Annotated in this window: 13 protein-coding genes; 10 read left to right on the top strand and 3 right to left on the bottom strand. The window is 72.4% G+C overall.

The window, feature by feature from the left end; genetic code table 11:
- Nucleotide 1 precedes the first annotated feature (1 nt).
- Nucleotides 2-619, bottom strand: a complete 618-nt coding sequence (locus ACH4RC_RS08105; RefSeq protein ID WP_398196806.1) for a chemotaxis protein CheB — start codon at nt 617-619, stop codon at nt 2-4.
- Nucleotides 620-773: 154 nt separating this feature from the next.
- Here ACH4RC_RS08105 and ACH4RC_RS08100 point away from each other — a divergent pair, with 154 nt between their 5' ends.
- Nucleotides 774-1,955, top strand: a complete 1,182-nt coding sequence (locus ACH4RC_RS08100; RefSeq protein WP_398196805.1) for a winged helix DNA-binding domain-containing protein — start codon at nt 774-776, stop codon at nt 1,953-1,955.
- Between the two features lie 325 nt (nt 1,956-2,280).
- Here the strand turns inward: ACH4RC_RS08100 and ACH4RC_RS08095 are convergent, their stop codons facing one another.
- Nucleotides 2,281-2,559 carry a hypothetical protein gene (locus ACH4RC_RS08095; RefSeq protein WP_398196802.1) on the bottom strand — a complete coding sequence of 93 codons (279 nt, stop codon included), beginning with the start codon at nt 2,557-2,559 and terminating at the stop codon, nt 2,281-2,283.
- A gap of 147 nt (nt 2,560-2,706) precedes the next feature.
- Between ACH4RC_RS08095 and ACH4RC_RS08090 the strand changes: the two genes are divergently transcribed.
- From ACH4RC_RS08090 to ACH4RC_RS08060, 7 genes are all read left to right on the top strand, one after another.
- Complete coding sequence (locus tag ACH4RC_RS08090) at nt 2,707-3,069, top strand: arsenate reductase family protein (RefSeq protein WP_398196800.1); 363 nt, start codon at nt 2,707-2,709, stop codon at nt 3,067-3,069.
- A gap of 113 nt (nt 3,070-3,182) precedes the next feature.
- A complete protein-coding gene (gene glnII / locus ACH4RC_RS08085) occupies nt 3,183-4,214 on the top strand; it encodes a glutamine synthetase (RefSeq protein WP_398196797.1) in 1,032 nt (343 codons plus the stop codon).
- A gap of 94 nt (nt 4,215-4,308) precedes the next feature.
- On the top strand, nt 4,309-4,434 hold the full coding sequence (locus tag ACH4RC_RS08080; protein WP_398196796.1) for a hypothetical protein: 126 nt from the start codon (nt 4,309-4,311) through the stop codon (nt 4,432-4,434).
- A gap of 91 nt (nt 4,435-4,525) precedes the next feature.
- Nucleotides 4,526-5,137 carry a winged helix-turn-helix domain-containing protein gene (locus tag ACH4RC_RS08075; protein ID WP_398196794.1) on the top strand — a complete coding sequence of 204 codons (612 nt, stop codon included), beginning with the start codon at nt 4,526-4,528 and terminating at the stop codon, nt 5,135-5,137.
- A 131-nt stretch (nt 5,138-5,268) separates the two neighbouring features.
- Nucleotides 5,269-6,534 carry a sensor histidine kinase gene (locus ACH4RC_RS08070; RefSeq protein WP_398196791.1) on the top strand — a complete coding sequence of 422 codons (1,266 nt, stop codon included), beginning with the start codon at nt 5,269-5,271 and terminating at the stop codon, nt 6,532-6,534.
- Nucleotides 6,519-7,169 (top strand): LuxR C-terminal-related transcriptional regulator, encoded by a 651-nt coding sequence (locus ACH4RC_RS08065; protein ID WP_398196789.1) that lies wholly within the window; start codon nt 6,519-6,521, stop codon nt 7,167-7,169. The genes ACH4RC_RS08070 and ACH4RC_RS08065 overlap by 16 nt, the downstream gene beginning before the upstream one ends.
- 78 nt (nt 7,170-7,247) lie before the next feature.
- Nucleotides 7,248-8,756, top strand: a complete 1,509-nt coding sequence (locus tag ACH4RC_RS08060) for a DUF1996 domain-containing protein (protein ID WP_398196787.1) — start codon at nt 7,248-7,250, stop codon at nt 8,754-8,756.
- A gap of 45 nt (nt 8,757-8,801) precedes the next feature.
- Here the strand turns inward: ACH4RC_RS08060 and ACH4RC_RS08055 are convergent, their stop codons facing one another.
- Complete coding sequence (locus tag ACH4RC_RS08055) at nt 8,802-9,200, bottom strand: hypothetical protein (RefSeq protein ID WP_398196784.1); 399 nt, start codon at nt 9,198-9,200, stop codon at nt 8,802-8,804.
- A gap of 131 nt (nt 9,201-9,331) precedes the next feature.
- On the opposite strand from ACH4RC_RS08055, the gene ACH4RC_RS08050 reads away from it, so the two are divergent.
- Nucleotides 9,332-12,439, top strand: coding sequence for an alpha-N-acetylglucosaminidase (locus ACH4RC_RS08050; RefSeq protein ID WP_398196781.1), 3,108 nt, complete (start codon nt 9,332-9,334; stop codon nt 12,437-12,439).
- Nucleotides 12,440-12,507: 68 nt separating this feature from the next.
- The gene (locus tag ACH4RC_RS08045) at nt 12,508-13,026 is read left to right on the top strand and encodes a tetratricopeptide repeat protein (protein ID WP_398196779.1); all 519 of its coding nucleotides are present in this window, start codon (nt 12,508-12,510) and stop codon (nt 13,024-13,026) included.
- Nucleotides 13,027-13,038 lie beyond the last annotated feature (12 nt).

The raw sequence follows: 13,038 nt of genomic DNA, 5'->3' as shown, positions 1-13,038 counted from the left end.
CCTACTGCCTCTTGAACTCGACCAGTCCACGGATGACCGTGGGGATGTCCTCAAGAGGTAGCACGAAGTCCACCGCTCCCGTACCCATGGCGGCTTCCGGCATTCCCCGGAACTCCGCGCTCTGCGGATCCTGGGCGATCACGGTACCGCCCCGTTTCTTCACGGCGTCCACACCCATCGCGCCGTCGTTGCCGGTGCCGGTGAGCACGACGGCGACGGCGCGTGGTCCGTACGCGCCGGCCACGGACTCGAAGAGCAGGTCGGCCGAGGGCCGCAGGAAGTGGACCAGTTCCGTACGCGTGAGGGTGAGAGTGCCGTCGGCGCCCACGAGGAGGTGCCGGTCGGGCGGCGCGATGTATACGGTGCCGGCGCGGGCCGCCTCGTCCTGTTCGGCGAGTTTGACGTCGAGGTCGGTGCGGCGGCCGAGGATGTCGGCGAGGACGGTGCGGTGGCGCGGGTCCAGGTGCTGCACGACGAGCACGGGTACGGGCAGCCCGGCACCGAGCCCGCCGAGCAGGGTGGTGAGGCCGTGGAGGCCGCCCGCGGACGCGGCGACGGCGATGACGGCGAAGGTGTCGGGGCCGGTGTCGCGGGCGGTGTCGGGCAACTGGGAGGGCACCTCTGTGAGCCTAGTCCTCCGGGGTTCGCCGCACAGGGTGCCGTTCCCGGCCACGCGGTACCGCGTACAGCGGTACCGCGTACAGGTGACCGCGTACAAGTGACCGCGTACAAGTGACCGCGTACAGGTGACCGCGTCCGGCAGGATGTGCCGTATGACCCTGCGGAAGATCGCCGACGACGAGCGGCGTGCGCGTCTCGCGCTCGCCCACCGGCTCTCCCCCGCGGCGCGGGCCGAGGGGCCGGAGGAGGTGGCCCGTTCGCTCGTCGCGCTGCACGGTACGGACCCGGCGACGGTGTACCTGGCGGTCGGCGCGCGCCTCGCCGACCCGGGCGTGACGGTCGGCGGGCTGGGGCGGGCCCTGTACGAGGACCGGACCCTGGTGCGGATGCACGGGATGCGGCACACGGTGTTCGTGTTCCCCGCGGAGCTCGCGGCGACGGTCCACGCGTCGACCGGTCTCGCCGTCGCGGCACGGGCCAGGACCGCGCTGCACAAGGACATGGCGGAGGGCAGCGACGGGCGGCTCACGCCCGAGTGGCTCGGGGAGGTCGAGGAGGCGGCGCTCGCCGCGCTGGCCCGGCGAGGCGAGGCGACGGTCACCGAACTCGTGGCCGACGAGCCCCGGTTGCGCGAGCGGTTCGCGTACGGGAGGGACGGGAAGTACGAGCACACCGTGTCGGCGCGGCTGATGCGGGTGCTCGGCGTGGAGGGGCGGGTGGTGCGCGGGCGGCCGCTCGGTTCCTGGACCTCGACACAGTTCCGCTGGGCGGTCGCGCCGCCGCACCCCGAACTGCCCGTCGCCGGGGCGCAGGCCGAGCTGGTGCGCCGCTGGCTCGGGGTGTGCGGGCCCGCCACGGAGGGGGATCTGAAGTGGTGGACGGGGTGGAAGGTGACGGATGTACGGAAGGCGCTGGCGGCGGTCGGCGCGGTGCGGGTCGCCCTGGAGAGTGGTGCCACGGGGTTCGTCCTCGCCGAGCGGGTGGAGGCGCCGCAGGAGGACGTCGCGCCCTGGGCGGCCCTGCTCCCCGGGCTCGATCCGACCGCCATGGGCTGGCAGGAGCGCGACTGGTACCTGCCGCCCGAGCTGCGGCCCGCGCTCTTCGACGGCAGCGGCAACATCGGCCCCACGGTGTGGTGGGACGGGCGGATCGTGGGCGGCTGGGGTCAGCGCGCGGACGGGGAGGTCGTCTGGCGGCTCCTCGACACGACGGGTGGCCGTGCGGCGCGGGAGGCGGTCGGGGCGGAGGCGGCGCGGCTGTCGTCCTGGCTCGCGCCGACGCGGGTCACGCCCCGGTTCCGTACGCCCCTGGAGAAGGAGCTGGCAGCTTCCTGACCCGGCGGCCTCCTGACCGGGTGGCCTCCTGACCCGGCGGCCTCCCGAGCCGACCACCGTCTGAACCGACCACCGTCTGAGCAGGTGGCCGTCTGACCCGGCGGCCTCCCCAGCCGACCACCGTCTGAACCGACCACCTCCCCAGCCGACCACCGTCTGAACCGACAGCCGTCTGAACCGACCGCCACCCCAGCCGACCGCCGTCTGAACCGACCGCCACCCCAGCCGACCACCGTCTGAGCAGGTGGCCGTCTGACCCGGTGGCCGTCTGAGCACGCCGAAGGGGCCGTCCGCAGCGCGGGACGGCCCCTCGGGGCGCCTCAGGTCAGCGGCAGTACCGCATCAGCGCCCGCACCATGTGGCACGTCGTGTCCGACGGCGGGTGGATGCCGATGAGTTCGGCCGTGGCGCGGATCCTCTTGTTGTGGGCCTGGTTCGGCAGGTAGACGCCCGAGTCGAGCAGGGCTATCGCCAGGCGCATGGCCTTGAGGCGACGGTTGTGGGTGATGTACCAGTCGCGGGGCCGTCCCGCGGGGAGCGGCTTCTTGGCGAGTGGCGCGTACGGCAGGTCCAGCAGCATCGGTGCGGCAGCGGGCACAGGCATCCTCCTGTCGCGAACTCGAAAGCCCCCGAAAGCTCTCGAACAGTGCTTCTATTCTACTGCGGCCCACTGACAAAAGCCGCTGGCCAGCGGCTACTTGAGGGCGACTCAGGAGGTGTCTCGGGAGGCGTCTCGCGTACCGTTGACACCATGGAGATCTGGATCAACCCGGCCTGCTCGAAGTGCCGCGGCGCGCTCACCCTGCTCGACGCGGAGGGCGCCGACTACACGGTGCGCCGCTACCTGGAGGACGTGCCGTCCCCGGACGAGATCCGCGCCGTTCTCGGCCGGCTCGGCCTGGAGCCCTGGGACATCACCCGCACCCAGGAGGCGGTCGCGAAGGAGCTCGGGCTCGCGTCGTGGGCGCGCGACGCGGAGACCCGTGAGCAGTGGATCGAGGCGCTCGCCGCCCACCCGAAGCTGATCCAGCGCCCGATCATCACCGCCGACGACGGCACGGCCGTGGTGGGCCGCAGCGAGGAGGCCGTACGGGACGCGCTCGGGCGGGGGTGACGGTTCGGCGCGGACGCCGGTAACACGGGGTTCACATCCGGGCAACGGACGGGAAATCGCCTGTTGACAGGCTGCGCGGCAGATAGCGACCCGTACTTGAGGATGTGGCCCCCGTGACGTTCAAGGCTGAGTACATCTGGATCGACGGCACCGAGCCGACGGCCAAGCTCCGTTCGAAGACGAAGGTCATCGCGGGCTCCCCCGAAGGCCTCGACGCGCTGCCGATCTGGGGGTTCGACGGGTCGTCGACCAACCAGGCCGAGGGGCACGCCTCGGACCGCGTGCTCAAGCCCGTCGCCGTGTACCCGGACCCGATCCGCGGCGGTGACGACGTGCTCGTCATGTGCGAGGTCCTCAACATCGACATGACGCCGCACGAGTCGAACACGCGGGCCGCGCTCGCCGAGGCCGAGGCCCGCTTCGGCGCGCAGGAGCCGGTCTTCGGCATCGAGCAGGAGTACACGTTCTTCGAGGGCGACCGCCCGCTCGGCTTCCCCGTCGGCGGCTTCCCCGCCGCGCAGGGCGGCTACTACTGCGGTGTCGGCACGGACGAGATCCACGGCCGTGACGTCGTCGAGGCGCACCTGGACAACTGCCTCAAGGCCGGTCTCGGCATCTCCGGCATCAACGCCGAGGTCATGCCGGGCCAGTGGGAGTTCCAGGTCGGCCCGCTCGCCCCGCTCGAGGTCTCCGACCAGCTGTGGGTGGCGCGCTGGCTGCTCTACCGCACCGCCGAGGACTTCAAGGTCTCCGCGACGCTCGACCCGAAGCCGGTCAAGGGCGACTGGAACGGCGCGGGCGCGCACACCAACTTCTCGACCAAGGCCATGCGCGAGGGGTACGACGCGATCATCACCGCCTGCGAGTCGCTCGGCGAGGGTTCCAAGCCGATGGACCACGTCAAGCACTACGGCGCCGGCATCGACGACCGCCTGACCGGCCTGCACGAGACCGCCCCGTGGAACGAGTACTCGTACGGCGTCTCCGACCGTGGCGCCTCTGTCCGTATCCCGTGGCAGGTCGAGAAGGACGGCAAGGGGTACATCGAGGACCGCCGCCCGAACGCCAACGTCGACCCGTACGTCGTCACGCGCCTGCTCGTCGACACCTGCTGCTCCGCCCTGGAGAAGGCCGGACAGGTCTGAGCACCGGCTGTTTCCGGCCATGAGGCACCGGTGGGCGCCCGCGATCTGCGCGGGCGCCCTCTTGTTTGCGTACGGCATCTGCTTCAATAAGGGCATGGCCAGTCACCAGGACATCACCGCGCGGGGTCGTCGTCACGACCTCGAGCCGTTCTGGCCCTCCCGCCAGCACCACGACTTCGACCGGGTGTGTTGCCGCGCGACGAACGCGCAGGCCCTCTAAAACCGGCACCGGTCACCCGCTGCACGGCCTTCGGTCCGCGCGCACGACGTACGTCCTCCCAGACGACTCCGCGCGAAAGAGTTGACCTCTCATGGCTGACGCCCGCCCGCTCTCCCCGCTCCCCCGCCCGGCCCACCCCCGCACCCGGCTGCGCGCCGTCGACCGGGACGAGGTGGCACCCGCCGCGCTCGCCCCGGCCGGCCCCGCCCTGGACGTGGCCGACTATCTGCCGCCGGGCGCCACGCTGCTGCCCGCGCCGCCGCACACCCTGCCCACGCTGCCGGGCCGGCCGCCGATGATCGGCTACCTGGTGCTCGTCCCGGCCGACCAGCAGCCGCCGCTGCCCGTGACGCCCGTCCCGGCCACCGGGTCGGACGGGGCCGGGCCCGAGGAGGGCCCGGCCCCGTCCGACCCGCTCATCGGGATCGACGACGCGCAGCGCACCGCCAGCGTGCTCGGGCGCCGACTCGACCTCACCTACCTGGAGTTCGAGCTCCTCGCGCACCTCGTCGCGCATCCGCACCGGGTGCACACCCGCGACCAGCTCGTCACCACCGTGTGGGGGTACGGGCACGTGGGCGACGGCCGCACGGTGGACGTCCACATCGCGCGCCTGCGCCGCAAGCTGGGCACCGAGCACCGGCACACGATCCAGACGGTGCGCCGCGTCGGCTACAAGTACGCACCGCCGGCGCCCCACTGACCGGCACGTCCGTGCCGGGGTGTACGTAGCCCCACCCCGGTACGGGTGCCGTTCCCACTGTCCCGCCCGCCCCGACCGGCCACACTGTGAAACGTACGGACGTACGGGCGTCAGGACGGACGGAGCGGGCGATGGGTGCGAGGGCGCGGAGCGCCGTGGTGGCGGGGCTGCGCGGCCTCTGGGTCGCGGTGACCGGGCTCGCCGGGTCGATCACCCTGTTCGTGCTGTCGGTGCTCTCGATCGTGCTGACGGTGGCCGGGGTCGGCATCGTGACCACCCCGTGGGTGCTCGGCCTCGTACGGCACTGGGCGAACTGGCGGCGGGCCGTCGCCGCCGAGTGGTGCGGGGTGCGGATCCCGGCCACGTACCGGCCGTTCCCCGACGATCTGCGCGGCGGGCTCGTCGGGCGGGCCGAGCGGACCCGGCTGCTCCTCGCGGACCCGGCGACCTGGCGGGACCTGAGGTGGCTGCTGGTCGACATGACGGCCGGGTTCGTCACCGCGCTGCTGCCCGCCGCGCTGATCTTCTACCCCGTCGAGGGGTACGCGCTCGCCGCCGGGCTGTGGCGGGTGTTCACGGACGGCACGTACGTCGGCTGGTGGTACGGGTTCGTGCCGGTCGGCGGCCAGGGCACGGCCCTGTTCGCCGCGCTCCTCGCCACGGCGCTGCTCGCCACGGGCCTGTACGTGACGCCCGCGCTGCTGCGGGCGCACTTCCTGCTGACCCGGTACGTGCTCGCGCCGCCCGCCGGTGAACTGGAGCGGCGGGTGGCGGTGTTGACCGCCTCGCGGCGCGACGCCGTGGACACCTCCGCGGCGGAGCTGCGGCGCATCGAGCGCGATCTGCACGACGGGGCGCAGGCCCGGCTCGTCGCGGTCGGCATGGACCTGGGCACGGCCGAGGCGCTGATGGAGAAGGACCCGGTGAAGGCCAGGGAGCTGCTCGCGCAGGCCCGGCGGTCGTCGGCGGAGGCGCTCACCGAGCTGCGGGATCTGGTGCGCGGCATCCATCCGCCGGTGCTCGCCGAGCGCGGCCTGGGCGACGCGGTACGGGCGCTCGCGCTGCGCCTCCCCGTGCCGGCCGAGGTCGAGGTGGAGCCGGCGGGGCGGGCCGAGGCGCCGGTCGAGTCGGCCGCGTACTTCGCGATCAGCGAGGCGCTCACCAACGCCGTGAAGCACGCGGGCGCCGACCGGCTCTGGGTCGACCTCGCGCACACCGGCGGCTGTCTGCGGATCGCCGTCACGGACAACGGCCGGGGCGGCGCGGTGATCGTCGAAGGCGGCGGTCTGAGCGGCGTCGAGCGCAGGCTCGGTACATTCGACGGAGTCCTCGCCGTCAGCTCCCCGGCCGGCGGTCCGACCATGGTGACCATGGAGATCCCTTGCGTGTTGTCCTAGCCGAAGACCTGTTCCTGCTGCGGGACGGTCTGGTGCGGATGCTGGAGGCGTACGACTTCGAGATCGCCGCCGCCGTCGAGAGCGGTCCCGAACTCACCAGGGCGCTGGCCGAGTCGGAGCCGGACGTCGCCGTCGTCGACGTACGGCTGCCGCCCTCGCACACCGACGAGGGGTTGCAGTGCGCCCTCGCCGCGCGCCGCGAACGGCCCGGCCTGCCGGTCCTCGTCCTGTCCCAGCACGTGGAGCAGTTGTACGCGCGTGAACTCCTCGCCGACGGCAACGGCGGGGTCGGCTACCTGCTCAAGGACCGGGTCTTCGACGCGGACCAGTTCATCGACGCGGTCCGGCGCGTGGCGGCCGGGGGCACCGCGATGGACCCGCAGGTCATTCAGCAGCTCTTGTCGCGGCACGCGGCGGACGCCCCGCTCGGCGGGCTCACCCCGCGTGAACTGGAGGTCCTGGAGCTGATGGCGCAGGGCCGCTCGAACGCGGCGATCGCGGGCCAGCTGGTGGTCACCGAGCGCGCCATCGCCAAGCACACCTCCAACATCTTCGCCAAGCTCGGCCTGCCGGTCTCGGACGACGACAACCGGCGGGTCCTCGCGGTCCTCGCGTATCTGGACCGGGGCCGCTGAGCCCCTGCCCCTCAGAGGGTGGGGCAGAACGTGAGGCGGCGATTGAACACGGGCGCCTCCCGTTGCGTACGTAGTCCCATGGGACGCACCTCACGGAAACGGCGCTCTTCGCTGACGACGCGGATGACCGTCGCGTCGGCCGCACTGCTCCTGGGCGGAGGTGGGCTGGTCGCGGTCAACGTGTACGCGTCCGCCCAGGAGGAGCCGGGGCAGGACGCGGGCAGCGAAACGCAGCAGCGGTCACAGCAAGGGTCACTACAACAGGCGCGGCAGGTGGCCACCATCGACTGCCCGGACGTCGGCAACGCCCTGCCCGAGGTCCCGGACGGGGCCCGCGCTCAGGTCGACACGGAACTGGCCGCTCTGGACAGCCAGATCACCGCGGCCTACCAGCGGCTCGCCTCGAACCGGGACGCCGCCGCACGGGACCCCGGCTTCGTGCAGAACAGCATCCTGGGTCCGCTGAAGGACAAGCGCGGGGCCGTCCTCGGCCGCATCGGGGAGGACATCCGGCGCTCCGGCGGGCTCCCGCCGCGCCGCCTCGACGGGATGGCGGCCTGCACGGGACGCTCCCCGGAACAGCCGCAGCAGCCCTCACCTCAGCCCTCCCAGGATCCGTCGCAACAGCCCTCCCAGCAGCCGTCGCAGCAGCCCAGCGCACCATCGGGCGACGGTGACGGCAGCGGCGGCGCGACCGGCAACGGGCCCGACCCGGCCGACTTCGTCGACATCGAGTCCGTCCAGCCCAATGTCGTGACGCCGCGCAACCGGCGCGCCGCCTCGCGCGGCACCTTCACCACCGCCTGCGGGCGCAACGAGAACGGCAAGTTCAACCCGGACAACGTCATCGTCGCGCCCGGTGTCGGCAACGGCGCCCACCACATGCACGACTACGTGGGGAACCAGGCGACGGACGCCTTCTCCAGCGACGACGACCTCGCGGGCGGGCAGACGAGCTGCCGCAACCAAGGTGACAAGTCGACCTACTACTGGCCGGTCCTGCGGCTGCAGAACGGGAAGGACGAGGCGGACGCCGGAGCCGACGGCGGCGGCAAGGACCAGAACACCGGGGAGATCCAGACCCCGTCGTCCGTGACGCTGAAATTCGACGGGAACCCGACGAGCAAGGTCGTCGCGATGCCGCGCTTCCTGCGGATCATCACGGGCGACGCGAAGGCCCTCACCAACGGTGACGCGAACGCCAACGCGTCGTGGAGCTGCACCGGCTTCGAGAACCGCCAGCTCAAGGACAAGTACCCGATCTGCCCGAGCGGTTCGAAGGTCGTGCGCACCTTCCGGTTCCAGAGCTGCTGGGACGGGGCGAACGCCGACAGCGCCAACCACCGTACGCACGTCGCGTTCGAGGACCCGCGCACCGGCGCCTGCCCCGGCGGCTTCAAGGCGATCCCGCAGCTGGTGCAGCGCATCGTCTACAGCGTGCCGCCGGGCCCCGGGTTCGCGGTCGACTCGTTCCCCGAGCAACTGCACAAACCGATCACGGACCACGGTGACTTCATCAACGTCTTCGACGCCAGGCTGATGCAGCGCGTCGCCGGCTGCATCAACCGCGGCGACCGCTGCACCTGAGCAGCCCTTCCACAACAGAGACCCCCCACGGGCGGCGCGGCCGTCTCAGTGGTGACCCGCGTGGCCCCCGTCGGCCCGCTCCACGGTCCCGCCGAGCCGGCCGCGCAGCCGTGTCACGACACGGTCCTCGCCGACCGCGACCCACTTGCGGCCGACGAGGTAGGTGCCGCCGTAGTCGTCGGCCGCGTCGAGCCATTCGGCCTGGCCGCGGTCGGTGGCGAAGGTGGCGAGAACGTACCGCTCCCGGCCCGCGCCGCAGGTGGCCTGGCGGAGTTCGGCGGCGTCGGTCTGGAGGTCGGGGCGGCAGCCCGCCGTACGCGCCAGTTGCTCCAGTGAGCCGCTGGCCGTCCGGGGGGTCACCGGGTGCTCCGGTGCGTCCTCGTGCGCCCCACAGCCGATCGTCACCACCGCCAGTACCACCCCTGCCACCAGCAGTTTCCTCATCCCGCACTCCTGTCCCGGCCGCTTACGGCTCATCGACGTGATCCCGCCAGACTCCGTACGCACCGTTGAGCGCGGGCGTGCGCCCCGGTTACCGTGCGCCGCACCATCCGCGACGCAGGGGGGTCACACGTATGTCCGCGCCAACGCGACGCACGGTTCTCGGCACGGCAGGCGCCATCGGGCTCGGCACGGCCCTGGGGGTGGGCGTGCCGACGACCGCTCAGGCTGCGCCGCACGCCCTTGATACGTCGGCTGCCCGCGCAGCGCTCAACAGACGACTGCCGCACCACGCGGACCAGTTCAGACTCAGACTGCTTCCGCCCCAGGGCGGCGTGGACCGTTTCCGGGTGGCCGGGAAGCGGGGCGCGATCGAGGTGTACGGGACGACCCCGGCGACGCTGCTCGCCGGGGTCCACTGGTATCTGAAGTACGTGTGCGGCGCGCACATCGCCTGGAACGGCGACCAGCTCGACCTGCCCCGCACTCTCCCGGCGCCCACCCGCGCCCTGGAGCGGTCGACGCCGCTGCCGCACCGGTTCGCGCTGAACGACACCAACGACGGCTACACGGCGCCGTTCGCGGGCTGGCCGTACTGGGAGCGCATGATCGACGTGCTCGCGCTGCACGGCTGCAACGAAGTGCTGGTCATCGCGGGCATGGAAGCCGTCTACCACCGGCTCCTGAAGGACTTCGGCTACAGCGACGAGGAGTCCCGGGCCTGGCTCCCGGCCCCCTCGCACCAGCCGTGGTGGCTGCTGCAGAACCTCTACGGGTACGGCGGCCCGCTCTCCCCCGAACTCATCGCCGACCGCGCCGAGCTGGGGAGGAAGATCACCGACCGGCTGCGCGAGCTGGGGATGAAGCCCGTCATGCCGGGCTACTACGGGCATGTGCCGAAGGGGTTCGTCGAGCGCAACGGCGGCGACGCGCACGTGGTGCCGCAGGGCATCTGGCACGGCTTCGACCGCCCCGACTGGCTCGACCCGCGTACGACGTCGTTCGCGCAGGTCGCCGAGGCCTTCTACGGGCATCAGCGGGACCTGTTCGGTGACCTGGACGCGTTCAAGATGGACCTGCTCCACGAAGGCGGCACCCCCGGCGACGTGCCCGTCCCGGACGCGGCGCGCGGCGTGGAGACCGCGCTGCAGAAGAACCGGCCGGGCGCCACCTGGGTCATCCTCGGCTGGGAGGCGAACCCGCTGCCCGCGCTGCTCGACGCCATCGACAAGAAGAAGATGCTGATCGTCGACGGGGTCTCCGACCGGTTCACCTCCGTCACCGACCGAGAGAAGGACTGGGGCGGCACCCCGTACGCGTTCGGCACCATCCCCAACTTCGGCGGCCGCACCACCATCGGCGCCCGCGCGCACATCTGGATGGACAAGTTCTTCGCCTGGCGTGACAAGGCGAACAGCGCCCTGGCCGGCACCGCCTACATGCCCGAGGGCACCGACCGCGACCCGGCCGCCTTCGAGCTGTGGTCCGAACTCGCCTGGACGGAGCGGAAGATCGACCGCGCCGACTGGTTCGCCGGGTACGCCGACTTCCGCTACGGGCGCCGCGACAAGGACGCCCGCGCCGCCTGGCAGGCGATGGAGGAGACCGCGTACCAGCAGACCGCCGTCGAGCGCTCCGACCCGCACGACTCGCTGTTCGCGGCGCGCCCCGACCTCTCCGCCGACCGCGCCGCCTACTACGCGCCGCGCGCCCTGACCTACGATCCGGCCCGCTTCGACGCCGCGCTCACCGGGCTGCTCGGGGTGGCCGGCAGCCTGAGAGGCAGCCAGGCGTACAAGTACGACCTCGTCGACGTGGCCCGGCAGGCGCTCGCGCACCGCAGCCGCCAGTACCTGCCCCAGCTCAAGGCCGCGTACGCCGACAAGGACCAGGCCCGCTTCAAGGACCTCGCCACGCTGTGGCTGAAGCTGATGCGCCTGTCGGACGACGTCACCGGGACGCACAGCGCCTTCCTGCTCGGGCCGTGGATCCAGGACGCGCGCGACATGGCGACGAACGACGCCGAGCGCGCCGAGTTCGAGCGCTGCGCGAAGGTCCTCATCACGGTGTGGGGCGACCGGGCCACCTCCGACCCGGGCAACCTGCACGAGTACGGCAACCGCGAGTGGCACGGCCTGATGGCCGACTTCTACCTGCCGCGCTGGCAGAAGTGGCTCGACGAGCTCCAGGACGCGCTCGCGGCGGGCCGGGAACCCGCCAAGGTCGACTGGTTCGCCTTCGAGGAGCCGTGGACCCGCGAGCGCAAGGACTACCCGCTGCGCCCGTACGGGGACGCGCACCGCACGGCCGCGCGCGTGTACGACGTGCTGGCCCGCGCCCCCTACCAGGGCTCCCTCACCGTGACGGCCGAGCCGCCCGCCTTCCCACCGGGCGGCCACGCGCGCGTGGCGGCCACCTTCCACAATGTCAACGGGCTGCGCGCGACGGGCCGCGTCGACTTCGCGCTCAAGGGCATCGACGCGACGCCCGAGCACGGCACGTCACTGCCGAGGGTGGCCCCGGCGGGCGAGGGCACCGTCTCCTGGCAGGCCAGCGCCCCGGGCACCCCGCTCGACGAGCCGCTGCGCCCGCTGCCGTACACGATCGACGTCACGTACGGGCCGCAGGGCGAGGACCGGATCACCACGTCGTACAAGGGCACGCTCTTCGAGGCGGGCCCCCTCGATGCGGGCTGGAAGACGTACACCAACAACGAGGCGGTCTTCGGGCAGCTGGGCGACCGGTTCGCCATCGACGGCGCCGGCAACGACCTGTGGAAGGGCACCACCCAGTTCGGCACCATCTACCGTGAGGGCGCCCTCCGGGACGGCACGTCCGTCGTCCTGCGGGTGGACTCGCAGGCCGTCACGGGCGCGTGGGCGCGCGCGGGCATCATCGTCCGCGACTCCCTCGCCACGCCGGGGTCGACGGGCTTCCTCAACCTGGCCGTGACGCCCTCGAACGGCGTGGTCCTCTCCTACGACACGAACGGCGACGGCACGCTCGACACCTACCAGCGGATCACCGGCATCAAGGCGCCGGTGCTCCTCCGCCTCACCCGGTCCGGCGGCTCGTACACCGGCGCCTGCTCGACCGACGGCGGGACCACTTGGCGGACGGTGGCCACCGTGCCCGTGCCGGGGGCCGCGGCGACGCAGGACGTGGGCCTGTTCATGACCGCGACGAACGGCGGGAACGGGGCGCGCGGCACCGTCGAGTTCAGCGGCTGGCAGCTCACGTAGACGGCGATCACAGGGGCCGCACCCGGAAAACGGTTGACGCGCACCGGCCGATCTCCGAGTGTGGCCCGATGAGCACCCCCACGAGCACCGAGGACAGCGTCTGGGAAGAGCGGATCGCCGCCGCGTGGGCCGCCTTCGAGGACTACGGCGAGGAGCGCGCCGGTGAGTTCCGCGCGCTCGTCGACGGCCTGGTGGCGGAGCTGCCCGCCGACAGCCCGGTGGGTCCGTTCGAGCGGGCCTGCGCCTTCGACTCGACCGGCCACTCCGGCAAGGCGGTGCCGCTCTACCAGGAGGCGCTGCGGCTCGGCCTCTCCGGATATCGCGCGCGCCGCACGAAGATCCAACTGGCCAGTTCACTGCGGAACGTGGGGCGCCCGGAGGCGGGCGTCGCGCTCCTCGAACCGGAACTGACCGCTCCGAGTGACGAGTTGGACGACGCCGTACGAGGCTGCCTCGCGCTGTGCCTGTCGTCGCTCGGCCGCGACCGCGAGGGCCTGTCCCTGGTCCTGGCGGCGCTTGCCCCGCATCTGCCGCGCTACCAGCGGTCGATGGCCAACTACGCGCGGGAGCTGGTGCGGACGGACTGACACGCCGGGGCG

The organism is Streptomyces sp. NPDC016845, from assembly GCF_044332585.1.
Taxonomy (GTDB): Bacteria; Actinomycetota; Actinomycetes; order Streptomycetales; family Streptomycetaceae; genus Streptomyces.
This window is presented reverse-complemented; position numbering and strand designations above follow the sequence as displayed.